The following is a 19,535-nucleotide window of genomic DNA, read 5'->3' as shown; positions in this document are numbered from 1 at the left end:
CCTATACCAGGTACTTGCCAACGATCGGCATTCTTCTCCCTACACCAAACGCTTTTGGTGAAATGCGGATGATAGGGCAGAACTGGTTGCGTTTGTATTCATTGCTGTTCACCATTTTCAAAGTGCGATCTGTCAGCGCAGCATCATAACCCATCATTTTGATCTCTGCGGGACCCATTCTTCTTTCGATATACTGGTAAAGCACCTGGTCGAGCATGTTATAATCAGGCAGGCTGTCGCTGTCTTTCTGGCCAGGTCTTAATTCCGCACTCGGTGGTTTGGTAATGATATGTGCCGGAATACGTTCCTCATTCCTGTTGATATAAGCTGCCAGTTCATAGACCTGCAGTTTGTAACAGTCGCCCAGTACGCCCAGGCCACCGGCCATGTCGCCGTACAATGTGCCATACCCCGTAGCCAGCTCGCTTTTATTGGAAGTATTGAGCAGGATATAATTGAACTTGTTGGCAATGGCCATGAGCAGGTTACCGCGGCTGCGGCTTTGTATATTTTCTTCCGCCAGTGAAAAAGGCAAACCGTTAAATAATGGTTCAAGTGTGTGAAGGAAGGAATTGTATACTTCGTCGATCCTGATAATGTCGTAAGGATTGCCAAGGTTCTTGCTCAGCTGCACTGCATCGTCAACAGAGTGTTCTGTAGAATAGGGCGATGGCATCAGTATTGCACGTACCTGTTCCCTGCCCAGTGCATCACAGGCCAGTGCCAGCGTTACTGCTGAATCGATCCCGCCGGATGAACCCAGGATCGCTTTCTGAAAGCCCATCTTCGAAAAATAATCTTTAATGCCGGAGATCAGCGCCTCGTATACCTGTGCAATATTCAGTGCCGGTTCAAGTGTGACCGGGGCAAGTTCTTTATCGGGCACGCGGCTTGCAGGTTCAAGAACCGGCGCATCCATCGTGCCGTCTTCAAGTACCGTTACAGTTGCTGCTGCTTCCCGGAACATCGGTAATGCAGCGCAGAGGTTAGCGTGTTTGTCGAAGATCAGCGAAGCGCCGTCAAATACGATTTCCGTCTGGCTGCCTACCGCATTGCAATAGAACATCGGAATGCCGTATTTCTGTACATTGGCTTTGATCACTGATTTGCGGTCTTCGTCGTGTGTGTAATCAAATGGCGAAGCGCTGAGGTTGAGCATGATATCGGGTTGCTGTTCCATCAGTATATCCATGGGGCAGATGCGGTACAGCGGGTTGTCGCCCATATTCCAGATGTCTTCACAAATAGTGACAGCGAGTTTTTTTCCTTTGAACGGAACAATATTCCATTCGAAAGCCGGTTCGAAATAACGGTACTCATCGAACACATCGTAAGTAGGCAGAAGTGTTTTATGGATCTCGGCTTTGATCTCCTGTTCGTATAAAAAGAATGCGGCATTGAAGAGGCTTTTTCCTTTGTGGCCTTTATTTCTTGCAGGGCTTCCGATCAGCACGCCAATGGTATCCGCATGCATCCTGATGGTATCGATCGCTTTGTAGCACTGGTCGATAAAATCATCGAACTCAACAAAATCCCTTGCAGGATAACCACAGACAGACATTTCACTGAAAAGGATCAGGTCTGAACCTTCCGCTTTCGCCGATTCGATGGCAGCGATGATCTTTGCGGTATTGCTTTCGAAGTTTCCGATATGATAATTCTGCTGTGCTAATGTGATCTTCATACTGTAAAGTTCCTGAACTTTTGGGATATTTTTTGACAGCAATTGCATTGCGGTAAAAACTGTTTGAAGCATCTTTGTTCAAACAGAAAACAAATGCGTTTCGCTTTCCTGGTGATCATACCGCTGCTGATGCTCGGCGGCTGCAAAAGCAACCCGAATACCCCGGATGTATCTGCCGTGCAGGTAAACCTGGAAGTACAGCGGTTCGAAAAAGCTTTTTTTGCCTGGGATACCCTGCATCCGGATGCAGCTGCGAAACAGCTCAATGCACAATTTCCGGGGTTTACGCAGGATTTCCTGTTTAATATCATGGGCACTACGCCGGATAACGCGTACAGGGATATCGCCAGTTTTCTGAACAGCTACAAGTCACTGGCAGCAGATGCTGAGAAAAGGTTCGCAGATCTGTCGGGCGTTGAAAAAGAACTGAAGGCCGGTCTGCAGCATGTTAAATATTATTTCCCTGCGTATAAAACACCGAACAAGCTGATCACATTTGTGGGCCCGGTTAACAGTTATGCCAATATCATCACGGCAGATGCACTTGCCGTGGGATTGCAGCTTTATATGGGAAAAGACTATCCGCTCTACCTCACACCACAGGGCCAGGAACTGTATCCATTGTTTATTTCAAGACGATTTGAGCCACAATACATAGCTGCGAATTGTATCCGGAATATCGTGGATGATATGTATCCCGACAGGTCTGCCGGCAAACCCCTGGTAGAGCAGATGATTGAAGCGGGAAAAAGAGCTTACCTGCTCGAAAGGCTGATGCCTGCTACACCCGACAGTATCCGGATGGGTTATACCGGTCAGCAACTGGAAGGATGCTACAGCAGTGAGAAACAGATCTGGGTATTTTTTGTACAGAACAACCTGCTTTACAGCAACGATCCCAATGCAACACGTGATTACCTCACAGACGGACCAAATACCCCTGCATTCGGAACAACATCACCCGGAAATATAGGTTTGTTTACCGGCAGGCAGATTGTAAGGAAATGGATGGAAAACCATGAGAAAACATCGCTCGACAGCCTCATGAGAATGCCGCCCGGCCGCCTGTTCAGCGAAGCGAAATACAAGCCCTAATTCATTTTGGCGGGAACGATCATGTCGAAGGCGGGAATATTCACGGAAAAAAGACGTTTGTTGTATTCGTTCTGCATCTGGTAAGTACCGTGCATGCGGCCCAGTTCGGTGCGTAAATTACAGCCGCTTACATACTGGTAGGATTCGCCCGGATTCAGAACCGGCTGAACGCCTACAACGCCTTCGCCTTCCACTTCGCGGTGCTCGCCGTTGCTGTCGAAGATAAACCAGTGTCGACGTAAGAGTTGAACGGTAAAATTATTGTGATTCTCGATGGTAATACGGTAAGCGAACATGAACTCGCTGTTCAGGGGATTGCTGTAATCTGCCTGGTAAAAGGTCTCAACACTGATCTCAACGCCTTCAGAAATTTTAGATACCATAGGCATGGGGTTGCTTTGGGTAAAAATAAGGAAATGCGGGATAAGAAAGAGGTTAAAAAGGTAGGAACGGTAAGGATTCCGGTAGAAAAAAGCTTATTCTTTTAACACGGATATGTTGGCGGCAAAGCGTAATTTTGCAGCACTTTAAACAATTGGATATGACCAAAATAGCCGTAGCAAAAGGAGATGGGATTGGCCCAGAAATCATGGATGCCGTTCTAGACATTTTCAAAGCCGCCAAAGTGCCGCTTACCTATGAATTTGTGGATATGGGTAAATGGGTGTTCGACAAGGGATACAGTAATGGTATGACCCCCGAAGCCCAGGCCACCATCGAATCACTGGGAATTCTTTTCAAAGGCCCCATGGAAACCCCGAAAGGGAAAGGCGTAAAAAGCGTGAATGTTACGGCGCGTAAAACCTGGAACACTTATGCCAATAAAAGAACCTTCCAGACATTGCATGGTGTGGATACCGTGTTCAGTAAAGCAGGTATTCCTATCGATATCACAATCGTAAGGGAAAACATTGAAGATACCTATGGTGGTGTTGAACATATGCTCACGCACGATGTGGCACTGAGCCGCAGGTTCATTACCCGCCCGGGAAGCGAACAGGTGATCCGTTATGCATTTGAAATGGCACGCAAGAAAAAAGCGACCCGCATTACCTGCGGACACAAAGCCAATATCATGAAGATCACCGACGGGCTTTTCCTTGAAGTGTTCTATGAAGTAGCAAAAGATTATCCGGACCTGAAAGCAGACGATGTGATCGTGGACGACCTGTGTATGAAACTGGTAAGCCGCCCCGATCTTTTTGACGTAGTGGTACTGACCAACCTGCAGGGAGATATTGTAAGCGATCTTTGTGCAGGACTGGTGGGAGGTCTCGGCTTTGCGCCATCGGCCAATATCGGGGATCATATCTCTATTTTTGAAGCAGTACACGGAACAGCTCCGGATATTGCGGGAAAAAATATTGCCAACCCTACCGCATTGCTGTTAAGCGGCTTCGGGATGCTGCGTCATCTCGGACTGATGGAAGCAGCAGCTATGATCGAAAATGCTTTATTGTACACCCTGGAAAGCGGGGTGCATACAGGCGATTTCGGGAGTAAGGCAACGCCATCACTGAATACAACAGAATTTGCAGCAGCGATCATTGCCAACTTCGGCAAGCAACCGGCAAACAATCCGAAGCCGCTGCTGGAAGACAAGGAAGTGACACCAACCATCTTTAAACTCGAAAAGAACCCGATGCTGGAAAGTAAAGAGCACGGGGTTGAATACATCAACGGTGTGGACATGTTCATCGAAAGCAACGAGCAGCCGAATGTCGTTGCGGAAAAATGCCTGCAGCATACCCTGGAACTCTTCAAACTGGTAACCATCAGCAACCGGGGAACGCAGGTATGGCCCAAAGGCTCTTCTTTCACCAACCTGGTGAACCAGTATGCGTGCCGTTTTGAAAGTGTGGGAGATGTGCCGCTGACACAGACCGATATCATCGAACTGTACAAGCGCCTCGCGAAGGATTTCAAGATCTGTTCAACAGAACTCCTGAATACCTGGGGTGATAAAAAGGCGTACAGCCTGGCACAGGGACAATAACAGGATACGATAATATCATATATGAAGAGGGGTTTCCGCAAAGGGAGCCCCTCTGTTGTTTGGGAGAGCCCTGCGAAAACGGTTTCGGAGGCAGAAACCGGAATATCCCGTCTTAAATCACACAAATCCATGCTCGAATGCGGGTTTTATCTTAATTTCACGGCTCAATTTAAAAGAGCAATCGAACTATGGCTGAAGTGATATTAATGCCCCGACTTAGCGATACCATGACAGAAGGTGTAATTGCCGCCTGGCATAAAAAGGTAGGCGATACCGTGAAGAAAGGCGATCTACTGGCAGAAATTGAAACAGATAAAGCGACGATGGAGCTGGAAAGCTACCAGGACGGCGTTTTGTTACATATCGGAACACAGAATGGCGGCAAATTACAGGTGAACGACCTGCTGGCCATTCTGGGTAAGCAGGGCGAAGATGTATCTGCGCTCATAGCACAGCATAGTGGCGGCGCAGCAGCACCGGCCCCTGAAGCAGCAGCACCGGCAAAAGAAGAGAAACCGGCAGAAAAGCCAGCTGAAAAACCAGCAGAAGCGGCACCGGCTGCCAAACCAGCGGCAGATGTGGCTTCCATGGAAGAAGTAGTGCTGATGCCACGTTTAAGTGATACCATGACCGAAGGTGTTATAGCCGGCTGGCATAAAAATATTGGCGATGCCGTAAAGAAAGGTGAAGTGCTGGCAGATATCGAAACGGATAAAGCCACTATGGAACTGGAAAGCTATAAAGACGGTATCCTTTTATACCAGGGTGCCAAAGCCGGTGAAAAGATCCAGGTGAACGACCTGCTTTGCATCATCGGTAAAGAAGGCCTGGATGTGAATGCGATCGTAGCAGCTGTTAAAAACGGCGGATCTGCAACTCCTGAAGCCGCCGCAGCTCCAAAAGCAGAAGAAGCACCTAAACAGGAAGCCGCAGCACCACAGGCTGCACCAGCCCAGGCACAACCCGCACAGGAAGTTGTGAACGAAGGCAGGATCTTTGCTTCTCCGCTGGCAAAGAAAATGGCTTCAGAAAAAGGCATCGATCTTAAATATGTAAAAGGCTCTGGTGATAACGGAAGGATCACCAAAGTGGATATCGATAATTACAAACCTTCAGCAGCGCCGGCAGCGGCATCTGCACCAGCCACGCAGGCAAAAGCAGCAACTGCTTCTGCACCCGTTGGACAGGTAAGCTTTGAAGACGTTCCTGTTTCGCAGATGCGTAAAACCATTGCAAAACGCCTGGGAGAAAGCCTGTTCACAGCACCGCATTTCTATCTCACTATGGTGATCGATATGGATGCAGCTGTTGCAGCCCGTACCAGGATCAACGAATCTGCACCGATCAAGATCAGCTTCAACGATATGGTGATCAAGGCAACTGCCACTGCGCTGAAACAACATCCGCAGATCAACAGCAGCTGGCTGGGAGAGCAGATCCGCCACAACCATCATATCAATATCGGCGTAGCCGTTGCGGTGGAAGATGGTCTGCTGGTGCCTGTAGTCCGTTTTGCAGATAATAAATCACTCAGCCAGATCGGAACAGAAGTGAAAGATTTCGCTAAAAAAGCGAAAGACAAAAAACTGCAGCCTGCAGATTGGGAAGGAAGTACTTTCACTATTTCAAACCTGGGTATGTTCGGTATTGATGAATTCACTGCCATCATCAACCAGCCTAATGCCTGTATCCTTGCAGTAGGTGGTATTTCCCAGGTACCTGTTGTGAAGAACGGTCAGATCGTTCCCGGCAATATCATGAAGGTAACGCTGAGCTGCGACCACCGCGTAGTAGATGGTGCAACAGGAGCTGCATTCCTGCAAACACTGAAATCACTGCTGGAAGAACCTTTAAGAATGCTGGTATAATCCGGAAACATATAAATAAGAAACGGTCCCCGGGTATTTCGGGGACCGTTTTATTTAGCGGTATCTGAATCAATAATCATCACAACCGATAGGAGCGCCGGGTGGCAGGTCTTTGTGTTGTGGTAAAGTAATGTCCTTCGGTTTTTCTATTCTTTCGATAGCGTAGCTGTAATGCGCTTTTAAAGTCGGTGTTGTTTTGAGTCTTGCAGCAGCATATTGTTTTAATTGCTGCAGTCTGTCGAAGCAGATCGTCTTTACTGCATAACCTGCATTCTCGCTCTGGCTCAGGCCGATCAGCCAGGTTAATACCATTTGCTGAAGCTGAAGCTGAACCTGCCCTTTCAGGCCCTGCTGCAGGGATGATTTCCAGGTTCTCGCAATCAATGTATCGAGCAGGTCGCCGAAACCGATAGTGCCTGCACGGGCCTTGAACTGTTCCAGCCTGTTGGCCCGTTCTGCGTTGAACAGGAATTCAAGTTCGTAATCAGCAAGTGCTTCCGCAGCAGCCAGCGGGTCAAAACTCATACCCGTACGTTTGGAGAACAACTCACCCACATTATAATACATCGGCGGTCGTGGCGGGATCAGGCGGATGATCCTGTCGGGAATTGTGAGTACATCGGGCGATAGACAATCCATTGCAGCCTGGAGGGCTTTTTGTTGAACACTGTTGGAAAGAACCTGTGGCTGCGCCTGCTCATCGCCCCGCACACTATAACTGTAATTCATCCCGCCGATAAGTTTGCAGATGGCTTCGAGCTGGTAACGGTGGTAATTATAAACGGGGACCAGCACATCTTCCAGTTTGGAAAGCGGTGTATTTACGGGAATGGCTTTTTCCGAAAAACGATCCAGTGCTTTCTGTCTTACGTTCAGCACATGTTTCAGTTCGTCTACGGCATCTTTACCATTATCCCAAAGGTGGGCATACGGATGCATTCCGCCTGCAGCGCGCGAGTCGGCATCGGCAATAAAGAGAAGTCCCGCTTTGGTATTGGCTTCGAGCAGCTCTTGCAAAGCTTTCTTCTCTGATGCAGGTGTAAACTGGCTGTAACCGTACATGATGGCGCGCTTGTCCCATTCGCCGATCTGGCTGGTATAAGGAGCCGAAATATCGATATCTCCTTTACCTGTCAGCTGAACAACAGGATGCGGGTAATCCATCACAGAAGCCCGGTTATTGAAACTGGAAGCATAATTATGCTGAAGCCCGAGCGTATGCCCGATCTCATGTGCCGAGAGTTGCCGTAACCGCTGCAAGGCTGCTTCTTTGATAACTGTGGGCGCAGGCATACCAGTTTCATAGGGCGAGATCAGTCCTGTGAAAATGAGGTAATCCTGTCTCACCCTTAATGAACCAAGGGTTACCTGGCCTTTGATGATCTCACCGGTGCGTGGATCTGTAACGGAAGCGCCATAGCTCCAGCCGCGGCTCGACCTGTGTACCCAGTTGATCATATTATAACGGATATCCATCGCATCGGCAGAATCGGGGAGGATCTTTACAATAAAAGCATCCTTGTAACCCGCGGCTTCAAAAGCCTGGTTCCACCAGCGGGCGCCATCGAGCAGTGCGGATCGGATCGGCTCGGGCGTGCCATTGTCGAGATAATATACGATCGGTTTCACAGCTTCGCTGATGGATGCTGAAGGATCTTTCTTTTCCAGGCGGTGGCGGGCAATGAACATTTGCTGGATCTGTTCGGAGAAAGGGCTGCTGTAATCGAAATAAGATATCCCGAAATACCCGCTCCTGATATCATAAGCGCGTGGCGTGTATTTGTTATCCGGCAGCTGTACAAATGAATGATGTACACGCAGCGTAATAGCTTCTGCCGAAGGGGTAACAGTGGTCACAAACCTGCCTGCATCGCTGCCACCGGTAAAAGTAATGGTAGCTTCGAATTCGCTGTTGAGCGGAAAATTCCTGGTATTGGCGAGGTAAACAGCAGAACGCTGCTCATTGAACGCATAAGTTCCCTGGCGCATCCCCCTGATGCGGTCTGCTATGCCATGTGCATCACGTACAAAAAATGAAGTTGCATCCACCAGCACTTTATCACCTTCTTCTTCATCAACGGTAAAGCCGGCAATGGCAGATTGTGCAAAGGATTCCCGCACAGCCCGCTGTTCGTTGGCATCTGCGGAAACAGCGCGGTAATTGTAATTGGGCTGTATGAGCATCAGCTTGCGGCCAACCCTGGTGAAATAGACGATCCTGCTGCTGCCGATCTGGCCGCGGTCAAGACCAACATCGTTGGAACCAAGTCCGGAAGGAAGTGAATTGACGTACAGAAACTCTTTATCCAGTTTGTCTACCAATAACCAGATCTTTCCGTTCTGATGGTCCCACCAGAAAGTAAAGAAGCCGTCGTAGCGTTTCATGTTTTTCGTTTTCTCCGTGATCTTCGAAGCAGGCTGGGCGCTTAATGCCAGCGAAAGGCAACAACAGATGGCTGCAAGAAAATGTCGCATAAGTTTTGGTTGAGCAGGTAAATAAATAGACGGGAAATAAAAAACTCCTGTTCTCATTTGATTCAAATAATAACAGGAGTTATAAAATATAATTAGCGGAAACTACTAAGCTTCAGCTGGCTTGTCGCTTGCTGGCATTTCAGGGAACAACACAGGTGCTTCAACAGGAGCTGGTGCCGGCGCTGGTGCTGCTACAGGCTTTTTAGCCACTGGTTTTTTAGGAGCTACTTTTTTCGCAACTGGCTTAGCTGCTGGTTTTGCGGCCTTTTTTGCAACCGCTTTTTTGGGCGCTGCTTTTTTAGGCGCAGGTTTCGCTGCTGTCTTTTTTGCTGTTGCTTTTTTAGGCGCTGCCTTCTTTGCAACTACTTTTTTAGCGGCTGCTTTTTTCGCAACTGCCTTTTTAGGTGCTGCTTTTTTTGCTGCTGGTTTTGCGGACTTCTTAGCAGCAACTTTTTTCGGAGCGGCTTTTTTCGCAACTACTTTTTTAGCGGCTGTTTTTTTTGCAACTGCTTTTTTAGGTGCTGCTTTTTTTGCTGCAGGTTTTACTGCTTTTTTCGCAGCCGCTTTCTTAGGCGCTGCTTTTTTAGCTGCTGGTTTTGCTGCTTTTTTAGGAGCAGGTTTGGCAGCTTTTTTTTTCATTGCTTTTGCCATGATGTGGTTAGTTAGTGTGTGTTGTATTTGATGAGATACGAAAGTTAGAAAATTATTTGATAAATAATATCATTTGAATTATTTAACCCTATTTTTTATCGATCTATTTTGATCAGCGGAAACCCTGCCTGGACAACCATTGTACCACTGCCGAAGGCCACTGGCCGGTAAACGGATCCGTGGCAGCCATGCCAAAGCCATGTCCGCCACGGTCATAGATCAGCATTGCCGCACGCACTTTGTTCTTCTTCAGGGCTTCATAGAAGAGAATGCTGTTCTGTGGCGGTACGCTTGCATCATCATCGGCATGGATGAGCAGGGTTGGCGGGGTTTGGGCTGTAACTCTTTTTTCAGCTGATAAGCGTTCGATCAAAGCACTATCTGGTTTTGCACTGCCTGTAACCATTTCACGGCTTCTTTTATGTGCGAAGAGATCGGTAAGTGTGATAACGGGATAAACCAGCACCAGGAAAGCCGGAGCCTGCCGACCATCGTCGCGGATAGTGCCGGTAGTGGCGGCAAGGTGCCCCCCGGCAGAAAACCCCATAACCCCGGTCCTGGCCGGATCGATATGCCATTCCGCCGCTTTCTCCCTGATAATACGGAGTGCTGTGGTGGCGTCGTTATACTGGGCAGGGAAATGATGCCCCTGCTGCTGTACATTGTTGAGCCGGTAACGTAACACAAAAGCATCAATCCCGTTTGCATTGAAAAAACGGGCCGGCAAAATACCTTCTTTTTCCCAGGCAAGATGGGTGTAGGCACCGCCCGGACAAATCAGTACAGCCGTCTTTCCGCCCTTTGTGGTGTCGTTGGGCGCGGGATAATAATCCATAAAGGGGGCAATGGTATCAAAGCCCTTATGCATAATATCTTCCCGTTGCTGCGGGTAAAGAAAGATTCTCTGTTGCGCATGCAGCATTGCCGAAGCGAGCAGGAGGCAGGTGAGTAAGCAGGTTTTGAACATCGGGAAAAGTTTTAGTTTACTTCCAGGAGGCATACTTTACCATCCATAGTGGATGCAATAACACTTCTGGAGGAAATCACATTTACTGTATTGACCATAGAATTGTCGATCTTATAGGCCCAGCTTTTTTCACGGGTTCTTGTATTCACGGAATAAACACGGCCGTTCTTGGTACCGAAGATGAGCTGGCCGTCTTTTTCCGTAAGCATGGATGGCGCATGCTCGTAGCCGAATCCGCAGTTCAGTTTCCAGGCGGCCTGTGGCAGCGTGCGGGAAGTGGGAAATGCCACGATGCTGTCGTTCATACTTTTTCCATAAATCCATTTGCCGTCGGCCGATATACCCGTTGACTCGCGTAAAGCGCCTTCTTTGCTGCGCCAGAGCGTGCTGCCGGTTTTGAAATCGATTGCCGATAATACACGATCGGGAGCCGCCACATAGATCACACCGTCATGGATCAGCGGGATGCAGGATGCCGGCGATAGGTTTTTTACGGTAGAACCATTGCTCCATTTCCAGTTCAGTTTACCTGTAACGGCGTCGAGCGAATAGAGATAAGTATCCCAGGCACCGAAAATAACATGACCATCATGGATTACCGGCGTGCTTACCATCGGTCCGCCAAGACTGTCGAACCGCCATTTTTCCCTGCCGGTCTGCAGATCGATGGCCCTGAATGCATGATCACTGGCACCTATGTATACAGTGTTGTTGCTGATCAGCGGCGAACCCAATACTGCCGCGCCTGCTTTGAACGACCATAATAATTTCCCTTTCACCGCATCGAGACAATACACATTCCCATCGCCTGAACCTAATACTACTTTGTTCTCACTCACGGCAGGCGAAGAGTAAATGGCGCCCCGGGTCTGGTACGACCATTGTTTTTTACCGTTGCTGATATTCAGTGCATCGATACGGCCGATACTGTTCCCGAAAACAACCAGTTTACCAGCCACCGCGGGCGTTGAGATCACGTTGGCATCTGAGCTGAATGTCCACTTCGGTTTAACGGCAGGAAAGCTGTCGTTAAGCGTGTATACAGGATGAGTGGCCGGACGGGGCATTGAGGCATAATCATGTTTCTGCAGCTTCACCTTTGCCCAGGGCAGCAGTGTGTTTACCCCGGGCCTCCTTTCGGAAAAAATGAGCGAGTCTGTTCTGACATCCACGAGGTTATAACCACCGGTCTCGGCTTTTGCACGCAGATTGGAGCGGCCCATTACACCCGGAATTCCCTCAAAATTCAATACATGATTATTATGTCCATGGCCGCAGAGCACGGCAAGTGTGTTTTGTTTTTTCAGGCGGTCTGTTATTTCATACCAGTTATCAAGACCGTTATCGAGCGGGTAATGGTTGAGGAAGATAACAGGCTGTGAAGGGTCAGTTTTTTTGAGTTCAGCATCGAGCCAATTCACTGCATCGCGGGGAATATGACCATCGCTCATGCGCACAAATGGCCCGGAAGCGCAACCGAGGAAACTGATGCCATTGTATTCGAAGCGGAATTTATCATAACCGAAAACCCTGGCGAAAGTAACCCCGCCGCTTTCGCTCCAGCCGCTGTCGTGGTTGCCCGGAATAATATAATAAGGCACTTTCAGCTGATCGAGGATCTCTTTGGCCATCCTGATCTCTTCGTCTGTACCCAGTTCGGTTATATCACCGGTGATCACAACAAAAGCGATATCGGTCATCTGGTTGATGTCTGCAACCGTGCGGCGCAGATCCTCGGAAGGAATATTGTTTCTGTCGTTGATGTGCGTGTCGGAGATAAAAGCAAAGCGAAAGGGTTTCCACTGTGCGTTGGTGCCGGAGAAAAGAAGCACCGCCAGGAGGAGGAAGGATATTTTTTTCATGTCCGAAAGGTAAGTAATCCGGCAAAGCATACAAATGAAGAATAGATCAGCTTATATTTTCAATTATTTTTGAAAGTTCGGAAACATTATTATCTTTGTGTCATGAAGCTGACAGAAGCCAAAAGTGAATTTATCCAGAGCTGGGGTGTACTGGGAAGCCAGTGGGGAATCAACCGTACCATGGCACAATTGCATGCGGTGCTGCTTGTGGCGAATGAAGCGATGAGTACGGATGAACTGATGGAAGAATTACAGGTGAGCCGTGGAAATGTGAACATGAATATCCGGGAACTGATGGACTGGGGCCTGGTGACCAAACATATTGTACCCGGGGAGCGGAAAGAATTTTTTTCGGCAGATAAAGACATCTGGCGTGTGGCAACGAAGATCATGTATCAGCGGAAGAAGCGGGAACTGGATCCGATGGTGGAAGTGCTGAACAGGCTGAGCGAAGTGGAAGGCGATAAGCGGGATAAAGATGTAAAAGCATTTACGGATACGGTGAACGATATCCGCAAATTTGCCGGTCACGCAGAAAAAACATTAACTGTTGTGATCAAAGCCGAAGAGAACTGGTTCTGGGGAAGTTTTATGAAGATGTTCAAATAAGAGCAGCGCCTCATTTCAACAATGAGGCTTTTTAAGGGTTTTATATTTCAATAATTATTGAAAATTCTATAAATATTAATAACACCAAAAACGAATCTTATGAACTACATTATCATTACCTATGTTGCGTACCTGTTCATCAGTATTGTACTTACAATCTGGGTGGCCCGAACCCTGTTCCGGAACGGAAAAATCTTTCTGGTCGATATCTTCCATGGCAACCGCGAGCTGGCGGATAGTGTCAATAATCTGCTGCTGGTCGGCTTCTATCTCGTGAACATCGGTTATGCTGTTTATATCCTTACGGAAACAGATCAGATCAGCAGCGCCCGGTTATTACTGGAAGTGCTGAGCCGTAAAGTAGGCTTTATTACTTTACTGCTGGGCGGCATGCATTTCTTTAATCTTTTCATCTTTTTCAAACTGAGAAAAAGAGCGCAGGAAGAGAATACCCACCAGCTGAGAACCCTGGCGCACTGATCCGGCAATGCGCTATTGTAAACGATTAAAAACTTTTATATGAAAAAGATCCGTTTGATAAAACAGCTGGATGTAATGGGTCAGATCATACTGATCGCTGCTTTTGTTCTGCTCGGTTTTATCAGTATAAGAAATGGAATAACAGGATATTTTATTGTTGGCGGATGGCAGGTACTGAGCAGCCTTGTGCATATCGGCATGGGCTGGTTCAGCAGTAATAAGTACAGGAAATGGTATTATGGATTGCTGGTGTGGGTGGTGGTTTTCTTTATGGTTGCATTGGTCATACCCAAGACATTAATGTTGCCTTACCTGTATTTCATATTGTTCTTTTCTCCGGGTATGGCTTTGTTTTATCTTTTCATTTGTCATCGTGAAACGTTTGTAATGATGGCGCGGCCCATGGATCAGTTAAAATAAATATTTATGAAAAAGAAGATCGTAATAGCAGGCGGAACAGGATTTATTGGTCAGCAACTTGCATTATGGTACACGCCCGAATATGAAGTGGTCGTATTGAGCAGAGAAGTAAACGGACAAAACAATTCCTATAACTGTCTTAATAAAATGAACGGATCAATACGTATTGTACATTGGAACGGAGCGGATATTGATAAATGGTCTGAAGAACTGGAAGATGCAGAAATGCTGATCAATCTTTCCGGGAAGAGCGTTAACTGCAGGTACACTGAAAAAAATAAAAAGGCGATACTGGATAGCCGGATCAGAAGCACACAAGTGCTTGGACGGGCTATTTCCTTACTGAACAAACCTCCTCAGTTATGGATCAATGCAGCGTCGGCTACTATTTATCGTCATGCAATAGATGCTGCACAGGATGAACAAAGCGAACTGCTGCAAAATGATTTCAGTGTGCAGGTATGTAAAGAATGGGAGAAGGCATTTTTTGCAGCAGATACACCTGTAACACGTAAGGTCTGTCTTCGCATGGCGATCGTACTAGGAAACGGCGGGGTCATGGTACCATATACAAATCTTGTAAAAGCAGGTCTTGGAGGGAAGCAGGGTAGTGGCAAACAAATGTTTAGCTGGATACATATGACTGATCTTTGCCGCCTTATTGATTTTATACGTGATCATTCCAGGCTGGAGGGTATATTGAATGCCAGCGCACCAATGCCTGTGCGTAACGAAGTTTTTATGCAAACGCTTCGCAAGATTTGTAAGGTCCGTATAGGATTTCCTATGTATAGATGGATGGTACATCTGGGAGCACGCATTATCGGAACTGAGCCGGAGCTTATGCTTAAAAGCCGCTGGGTAATTCCTGCTAGATTGTGTGATGCCGGGTTTGTATTTAGATACGGCAATATAGATAAGGCACTCGATGATATTATCAGAAAGCGTTAAATTTAAAAGACCGGCACTGCCGGTCTTTTAAATCTGCGTATCTTTAAGATGTGAAAGCAAAAAAGACCATAGTACTCGGCGCATCTGAAAATCCGGAACGTTACAGCTATCTGGCAGTGAACAAATTACGGGCGTACCAGCATCCGGTTATTGCTATTGGTAACAGAGCTGGTCAGGTTGGTGATACACCTATTATTACCGAACATCCGGCCGTGGAAGATGCTGACACGGTTACGCTTTATCTTAACCCGCAACGACAAAAGCCTTACTACGATTATATTATCGGCTTGCATCCTGAACGGATCATCTTTAATCCCGGTACTGAAAATGACGAATTGGCTGCGCTTGCCAAAGCCAACGGTATTGAACCCGTGGAAGCATGTACGCTTGTATTACTTTCTACGGGACAATATTAGTGCTGTTGTTGGTGGCCTGACACGGTGTTCGAGAGAATTTATAAATTTACCAACTTTAGAAATAGCAAGTGATGCTTCCTTCAGGAAGACATGGAATACGGTTGTAAAATCGGTATAGTTAACCATTAACCAAAAGATCTTACCAGTCTTTGCAGAGGCGCCTCTTTGGGTTCGGTGCCCAGCGAAGCGCAGGCAATCAAAATGATGCGTAGCACAATTTGATAGAGACCAAAGCAGCGCTGGCGCAAAGGCGAGGCCCAGCGGCCTGAGCGACAAATGCAGCACCTGCCTGGAAAGTTGGAGTTGATAAGCATCTTTAAGAATGGTAAGTGCGTGCTGCGCTGAGTCCCCTGTGGGAGACATCAGCGGGAGAAGAAAGACGAGGTCAGCAGCCTGAGCTACCGGAAGCAATGAACTTGAAATGGCGTAGAGAATCCAAATATCTTACACTGTGGTGAGGCGACCAACAACGGCGAAGACGAATAACGATCCTTCAATAATAATATTCCCTATCCTTCTTCCTCAACTCCGGCCTTCTTTTTAAACCAGCGGCTGAAAATTACACCGGCAATAAGTGCCGGGATAAAAGTAGCAATGAGCCTGGGTATCGAAAATATATTTTCTCCCGGGAAGAATTTATCGTAGACTTCCCTGGATATTATTGCTGCAATAACATATACAACAACAACCCATCCCTGCCATTTAAATATTTGCCCGAAACTGTGTTTCATATAATCAAGATAAGATTATTTCCTGACATGAAAATTCGGCGGAAGGTAGTTATTAGGAATTTTAATATAATCATTGTGTCTCATATATAATTAGCATAAAACCTATAAATTAGATTTTAGCAGCTGTAGTAGTTGTGAACAGCCGCTACATTTTAATTCTGATCATCAAACTGACTATTATGAAAAATTATGTTGTTGTGCTGTTTTGTTATCTCTTGTCTTTTAAATCGAATGCCCAGAACACATTTCCATCCACAGGAAATGTAGGTATCGGTACCAGTAGCCCGGCTGCTCCGCTGGAGGTATATGGAAATGGCATACGTGTTAATACATCCGGCACCAAGATAAGCGGTTTTGCCAATGTGATCAATGCGGGAAGCTGGGATATGCTGGCTTATTCGGACGATGGAGCTCAGGTAGTACTGGGAGGTTATCGCTCTGCCCAGTTTACAAGACTGGGTTTATTTACGACTGGGCTTGAAAGATTGCATATTGATTCAGATGGGAATGTTGGGATAGGTACTTTATTTCCGACGGAGAAGCTTTCAGTTAACGGAAACCTGCGGGTTCGTAAAGTAATCGTAACGCAAACCGCATGGAGTGATTATGTATTTCACAAGAACTACAGGTTACGGCCATTACAGGAAGTAGAGCAATTCATAAAAGATAATGGTCACCTGCCCGATGTGCCCGCCGAAAAAGAAGTAATAAATGATGGCCTGAACCTCGGTGATAACCAGGCAGTTTTGCTTCGCAAGATTGAAGAACTAACGCTGTATATCATCGAGATGAAGAAAGAGATAGAGATACTGAAGCGTAAGAAACAGAATGGTTAATTTATCACCTGATTTTGTATTTTGTTGTATGCAAGACGCACAATTAATAACCGAAACTGACTCGTGCGAAGGCTGCCCGGCCTCTGTTGCCGGTCGCAGCAGATTCCTGGAAGCAACGCGAACACTGGTTCGCGATATTCCGTCAGTCCCGTATTTAAAATGAATAAGAATTTTAATAAAAGAGCACCATAGTTGATTTCGAAGTGAAGCCGCTACTCACAGGCAGCGGCTTCGCTTTTTTATTTACCATCTGTAAGCGGATCCCAGCAATTCATCGGCGTAGCATAATCATAGATAACACCGTTCAATACATAGAACGATTGACCGTAAGTGCTTCCATAGTAAGAAGTAATGATACCATTCGGGAAAGGCGTTGTTAATGAAAGGTCTGCCCAGACAGATTTTCCGATCGTGATCTCGTCGTCGGCATTGCGCAGGTAGATATAAATAAACTGGCCGCAATACCAGTTGTCGAAAGTCTGCCCGGTTTTGATATCGCGGTAATATCCGTCAAATGCCCGGTGCGAACTGCCTGAAATTTTTGATGCTCCAGCAAGGCATGTTGCCATCAGAACAACAAATACGAAAATGCTGCCGAAAGGTTTTGTTGTGTGTTTCATGGTTTGGTATTTAGAATGAAAAAATATCGTTCAGATACATTCATCTTTTTTGAACCACGGTTCATCGATGTTCTTGGGTTACATCTTTGAGTTCAATTGCTGGGGATACAAAACCAAAGGCGAGGGGTTACAGCAGTAAAATATGAAAACAGGGGCACATTTGCAAGCTCTATTCAGTTTTATACAGATCTTACACAAAATGGCAGTTGTTCTATCTCAATCGTAATTAATCAATGTCAGGATCGGATTCCGGTGGTAGGTGAAATCGGTTTGTGTAAATAAAAAACGAGATGCCCGGATCTCGTTTTATTTACTTTACTTTCCATCCATTTCTTTATGCATTCTTTCTATGAAGCCGGGTGATGTCCATACATTGAAATGGTTGGCACCTGGAATAATTTCTATTACTGCATCTGCACCGGCCTTTTGGGCTTTTAGCTTGAAAGCCTCCACGGATTTGTTTAAATAAAAATTATCATCGGCCCCGGCGAATACATGGATCTTTCCACTAAGCTCTTTTTTATATTTCTTCCAGTTCTTTTCGATCCAAAGACCCATGTCGTACATTTTCCATTCCTCAACTACCTTAGGGTCTACTGTACCTGTTTGTCTGTTGAAAAGTAATTTAGGCTTCCCTGTTCTGGCATCGAGTTTTCCGAACTCTGCTTCGAAAGCCTGGTTCTGACCGCCGTCTACTTCAAACATTTCCTGCTTAACCCATTCGCGGATCGTCGATTCAAATCTTCCGTTTGTGAGAAAGAATCCGCGTTCGCTTCCCTGTTCATCGGTATATATATTTGCATTCTTTGCATAGATATTTGTTCCGATAAAACTTGAAAAGTCTACCGGATCAGGAGATACGGCCCAACCACCGCCGAACGCTTTTGGATAAGCTGTAAATAACCAGAGAGAAGGGTAACCACCTGAACTTTGCCCGATAACAAAGGTTTTCTCCGGACTTTCTGTACCACGGAAGTTTTTTCTGATGTAAGGGAGCAGTTCTTCCACCAGTGCTTTTCCCCACGGGCCATTTACCCGCGAGTCTACAAACGAATGCAATCCCCAGCGTGTTTGTGTTTCGGAATTCAGATATACGAATATTTTTGGCGCACCTTTATCGAACCCATAACGCTTACGCGGATTCGGACCCATTACATCTAAATGCGAACCACCCCATCCCGGAATAACATATACAACGGGGAATCTTGTTTCGGGGTTTGAAAGATATTCTTTCGGTAATACAACAGAGGCTTGCAGGAACACATCTTTGTTATGGAAAGAAGACAACAGATCGCTTTTAAGATTTATTAATTTCAGTGTGTCTGATTCTTTGAAACGCGGTTGTCCGATCAATGAATTGATGTTAATATGGACATTCGTTTCGCCTTTTTCATTAACATAAAACAAGATATCTTTTCGAGAGTAGGCATTGCCCGGATTAAATGTACCTCGTGTATCAATATCTGCATCGATCACCGCAGCGGCTTTGTAATAGCCGGGTTTCATTTGCGAAGGCTTTACTGAATATGCTTCCGCATTATCATCCAATACAATTGTTTGCAGGGCTTGCCAATTTGCTACCTGTGTAGCGAACAAAGGTTGTTTGTAATTAACCTGATCGGGCACACCGCGGGCAGTATCTGTAGTTGTATAAACATACAAGCGGCCCGTGAAAGTCTTGTGAATACTTGTATCGATGTGTACCTTGAATTTTACCTGTGCGAAGCAAGACACAGAAACAGCGATTAAGAATGCTGCGAATAATAGTTTTTTCATAAGTACTATAAAATACGCCGAAATCCGGAAATGTTACAGCCCTTTTTTATTTAAGCCGTACAATCGGTTAGGAGTAATGATGAGCGGGAGTGAAGCGT

The 19,535-nt window shown here is 46.5% G+C and carries 18 protein-coding genes; 9 read left to right on the top strand and 9 right to left on the bottom strand.

Translation table 11 applies throughout. The annotated features are described in order from the left end of the window. Position 1 precedes the first annotated feature (1 nt). Positions 2–1,684, bottom strand: a complete 1,683-nt coding sequence (locus B5D42_RS09470) for an NAD+ synthase (protein WP_078831328.1) — start codon at positions 1,682–1,684, stop codon at positions 2–4. A gap of 93 nt (positions 1,685–1,777) precedes the next feature. On the opposite strand from B5D42_RS09470, the gene gldB reads away from it, so the two are divergent. Continuing rightward, entirely contained in the window at positions 1,778–2,779 is a 1,002-nt protein-coding gene (gene gldB, locus B5D42_RS09465; RefSeq protein ID WP_245825637.1) for a gliding motility lipoprotein GldB, read from the top strand. Here gldB and apaG read toward each other — a convergent pair. Next, on the bottom strand, positions 2,776–3,162 hold the full coding sequence (gene apaG / locus B5D42_RS09460) for a Co2+/Mg2+ efflux facilitator ApaG/CorD (protein ID WP_078831326.1): 387 nt from the start codon (positions 3,160–3,162) through the stop codon (positions 2,776–2,778). The genes gldB and apaG overlap by 4 nt on opposite strands. A gap of 158 nt (positions 3,163–3,320) precedes the next feature. Here apaG and B5D42_RS09455 point away from each other — a divergent pair, with 158 nt between their 5' ends. Both B5D42_RS09455 and B5D42_RS09450 read left to right on the top strand, forming a co-directional pair. Next, positions 3,321–4,775, top strand: coding sequence for an NADP-dependent isocitrate dehydrogenase (locus B5D42_RS09455; RefSeq protein WP_078831236.1), 1,455 nt, complete (start codon positions 3,321–3,323; stop codon positions 4,773–4,775). Positions 4,776–4,963: 188 nt separating this feature from the next. After that, positions 4,964–6,643, top strand: a complete 1,680-nt coding sequence (locus B5D42_RS09450; RefSeq protein ID WP_078831234.1) for a pyruvate dehydrogenase complex dihydrolipoamide acetyltransferase — start codon at positions 4,964–4,966, stop codon at positions 6,641–6,643. Positions 6,644–6,712: 69 nt separating this feature from the next. On the opposite strand, the gene B5D42_RS09445 is transcribed toward B5D42_RS09450, so the two are convergent. From B5D42_RS09445 to B5D42_RS09430, 4 genes are all read right to left on the bottom strand, one after another. Further along, positions 6,713–9,118 (bottom strand): zinc-dependent metalloprotease, encoded by a 2,406-nt coding sequence (locus tag B5D42_RS09445; protein WP_139367078.1) that lies wholly within the window; start codon positions 9,116–9,118, stop codon positions 6,713–6,715. 105 nt (positions 9,119–9,223) lie between these two features. Then, the gene (locus B5D42_RS18300; RefSeq protein ID WP_394333293.1) at positions 9,224–9,757 is read right to left on the bottom strand and encodes a hypothetical protein; all 534 of its coding nucleotides are present in this window, start codon (positions 9,755–9,757) and stop codon (positions 9,224–9,226) included. 124 nt (positions 9,758–9,881) lie between these two features. Next, complete coding sequence (locus B5D42_RS09435) at positions 9,882–10,736, bottom strand: alpha/beta hydrolase (RefSeq protein WP_176112958.1); 855 nt, start codon at positions 10,734–10,736, stop codon at positions 9,882–9,884. 11 nt (positions 10,737–10,747) lie between these two features. Further along, positions 10,748–12,598 carry an outer membrane protein assembly factor BamB family protein gene (locus tag B5D42_RS09430; protein WP_078831230.1) on the bottom strand — a complete coding sequence of 617 codons (1,851 nt, stop codon included), beginning with the start codon at positions 12,596–12,598 and terminating at the stop codon, positions 10,748–10,750. Positions 12,599–12,700: 102 nt separating this feature from the next. Here B5D42_RS09430 and B5D42_RS09425 point away from each other — a divergent pair, with 102 nt between their 5' ends. The 5 genes from B5D42_RS09425 to B5D42_RS09405 all read left to right on the top strand — a co-directional run bounded on the left by B5D42_RS09425 (position 12,701) and on the right by B5D42_RS09405 (position 15,474). After that, positions 12,701–13,207 (top strand): GbsR/MarR family transcriptional regulator, encoded by a 507-nt coding sequence (locus B5D42_RS09425; RefSeq protein WP_078831229.1) that lies wholly within the window; start codon positions 12,701–12,703, stop codon positions 13,205–13,207. Between the two features lie 99 nt (positions 13,208–13,306). After that, on the top strand, positions 13,307–13,687 hold the full coding sequence (locus B5D42_RS09420) for a hypothetical protein (RefSeq protein ID WP_078831228.1): 381 nt from the start codon (positions 13,307–13,309) through the stop codon (positions 13,685–13,687). Between the two features lie 39 nt (positions 13,688–13,726). Beyond that, the gene (locus tag B5D42_RS09415; RefSeq protein ID WP_078831227.1) at positions 13,727–14,107 is read left to right on the top strand and encodes a hypothetical protein; all 381 of its coding nucleotides are present in this window, start codon (positions 13,727–13,729) and stop codon (positions 14,105–14,107) included. Positions 14,108–14,113: 6 nt separating this feature from the next. Continuing rightward, positions 14,114–15,058, top strand: a complete 945-nt coding sequence (locus B5D42_RS09410) for a TIGR01777 family oxidoreductase (protein ID WP_078831226.1) — start codon at positions 14,114–14,116, stop codon at positions 15,056–15,058. A 50-nt stretch (positions 15,059–15,108) separates the two neighbouring features. Further along, entirely contained in the window at positions 15,109–15,474 is a 366-nt protein-coding gene (locus B5D42_RS09405) for a CoA-binding protein (RefSeq protein WP_078831225.1), read from the top strand. 509 nt (positions 15,475–15,983) lie between these two features. Here the strand turns inward: B5D42_RS09405 and B5D42_RS09400 are convergent. Beyond that, positions 15,984–16,205: a hypothetical protein gene (locus B5D42_RS09400; RefSeq protein WP_078831223.1), complete on the bottom strand. Its 222-nt coding sequence runs from the start codon at positions 16,203–16,205 to the stop codon at positions 15,984–15,986. A 179-nt stretch (positions 16,206–16,384) separates the two neighbouring features. On the opposite strand from B5D42_RS09400, the gene B5D42_RS09395 reads away from it, so the two are divergent. Continuing rightward, complete coding sequence (locus B5D42_RS09395; protein WP_078831222.1) at positions 16,385–17,041, top strand: hypothetical protein; 657 nt, start codon at positions 16,385–16,387, stop codon at positions 17,039–17,041. 239 nt (positions 17,042–17,280) lie between these two features. Here B5D42_RS09395 and B5D42_RS09390 read toward each other — a convergent pair whose 3' ends face one another. Together B5D42_RS09390 and B5D42_RS09385 are read right to left on the bottom strand one after the other, a co-directional pair. Further along, positions 17,281–17,661: a hypothetical protein gene (locus B5D42_RS09390; RefSeq protein ID WP_078831221.1), complete on the bottom strand. Its 381-nt coding sequence runs from the start codon at positions 17,659–17,661 to the stop codon at positions 17,281–17,283. Positions 17,662–17,976: 315 nt separating this feature from the next. Then, positions 17,977–19,437, bottom strand: a complete 1,461-nt coding sequence (locus B5D42_RS09385) for an alpha/beta hydrolase-fold protein (protein WP_078831220.1) — start codon at positions 19,435–19,437, stop codon at positions 17,977–17,979. Positions 19,438–19,535 lie beyond the last annotated feature (98 nt).

The sequence above is a fragment of the Sediminibacterium ginsengisoli genome (genome assembly GCF_900167075.1).
GTDB classification, from domain to species: domain Bacteria; phylum Bacteroidota; class Bacteroidia; order Chitinophagales; family Chitinophagaceae; genus Sediminibacterium; species Sediminibacterium ginsengisoli.
Note: the sequence above shows the minus strand (reverse complement) of the source record. Positions and strands in the feature narration are given on the sequence as shown.

Excerpts from the sequence above, each read along its gene's own strand:
- B5D42_RS09455 (WP_078831236.1), top strand. The coding sequence starts at position 3,321 with ATGACCAAAATAGCCGTAGCAAAAGGAGATGGGATTGGCCCAGAAATC.
- apaG (WP_078831326.1), bottom strand. The coding sequence starts at position 3,162 with ATGGTATCTAAAATTTCTGAAGGCGTTGAGATCAGTGTTGAGACCTTT.
- B5D42_RS09415 (WP_078831227.1), top strand. The coding sequence starts at position 13,727 with ATGAAAAAGATCCGTTTGATAAAACAGCTGGATGTAATGGGTCAGATC.
- B5D42_RS09470 (WP_078831328.1), bottom strand. The coding sequence starts at position 1,684 with ATGAAGATCACATTAGCACAGCAGAATTATCATATCGGAAACTTCGAA.
- B5D42_RS18300 (WP_394333293.1), bottom strand. The coding sequence starts at position 9,757 with ATGAAAAAAAAAGCTGCCAAACCTGCTCCTAAAAAAGCAGCAAAACCA.
- B5D42_RS09400 (WP_078831223.1), bottom strand. The coding sequence starts at position 16,205 with ATGAAACACAGTTTCGGGCAAATATTTAAATGGCAGGGATGGGTTGTT.
- B5D42_RS09425 (WP_078831229.1), top strand. The coding sequence starts at position 12,701 with ATGAAGCTGACAGAAGCCAAAAGTGAATTTATCCAGAGCTGGGGTGTA.
- B5D42_RS09395 (WP_078831222.1), top strand. The coding sequence starts at position 16,385 with ATGAAAAATTATGTTGTTGTGCTGTTTTGTTATCTCTTGTCTTTTAAA.
- gldB (WP_245825637.1), top strand. The coding sequence starts at position 1,778 with ATGCGTTTCGCTTTCCTGGTGATCATACCGCTGCTGATGCTCGGCGGC.
- B5D42_RS09385 (WP_078831220.1), bottom strand. The coding sequence starts at position 19,437 with ATGAAAAAACTATTATTCGCAGCATTCTTAATCGCTGTTTCTGTGTCT.
- B5D42_RS09445 (WP_139367078.1), bottom strand. The coding sequence starts at position 9,118 with ATGCGACATTTTCTTGCAGCCATCTGTTGTTGCCTTTCGCTGGCATTA.
- B5D42_RS09450 (WP_078831234.1), top strand. The coding sequence starts at position 4,964 with ATGGCTGAAGTGATATTAATGCCCCGACTTAGCGATACCATGACAGAA.
- B5D42_RS09420 (WP_078831228.1), top strand. The coding sequence starts at position 13,307 with ATGAACTACATTATCATTACCTATGTTGCGTACCTGTTCATCAGTATT.
- B5D42_RS09430 (WP_078831230.1), bottom strand. The coding sequence starts at position 12,598 with ATGAAAAAAATATCCTTCCTCCTCCTGGCGGTGCTTCTTTTCTCCGGC.
- B5D42_RS09390 (WP_078831221.1), bottom strand. The coding sequence starts at position 17,661 with ATGAAACACACAACAAAACCTTTCGGCAGCATTTTCGTATTTGTTGTT.
- B5D42_RS09435 (WP_176112958.1), bottom strand. The coding sequence starts at position 10,736 with ATGTTCAAAACCTGCTTACTCACCTGCCTCCTGCTCGCTTCGGCAATG.
- B5D42_RS09410 (WP_078831226.1), top strand. The coding sequence starts at position 14,114 with ATGAAAAAGAAGATCGTAATAGCAGGCGGAACAGGATTTATTGGTCAG.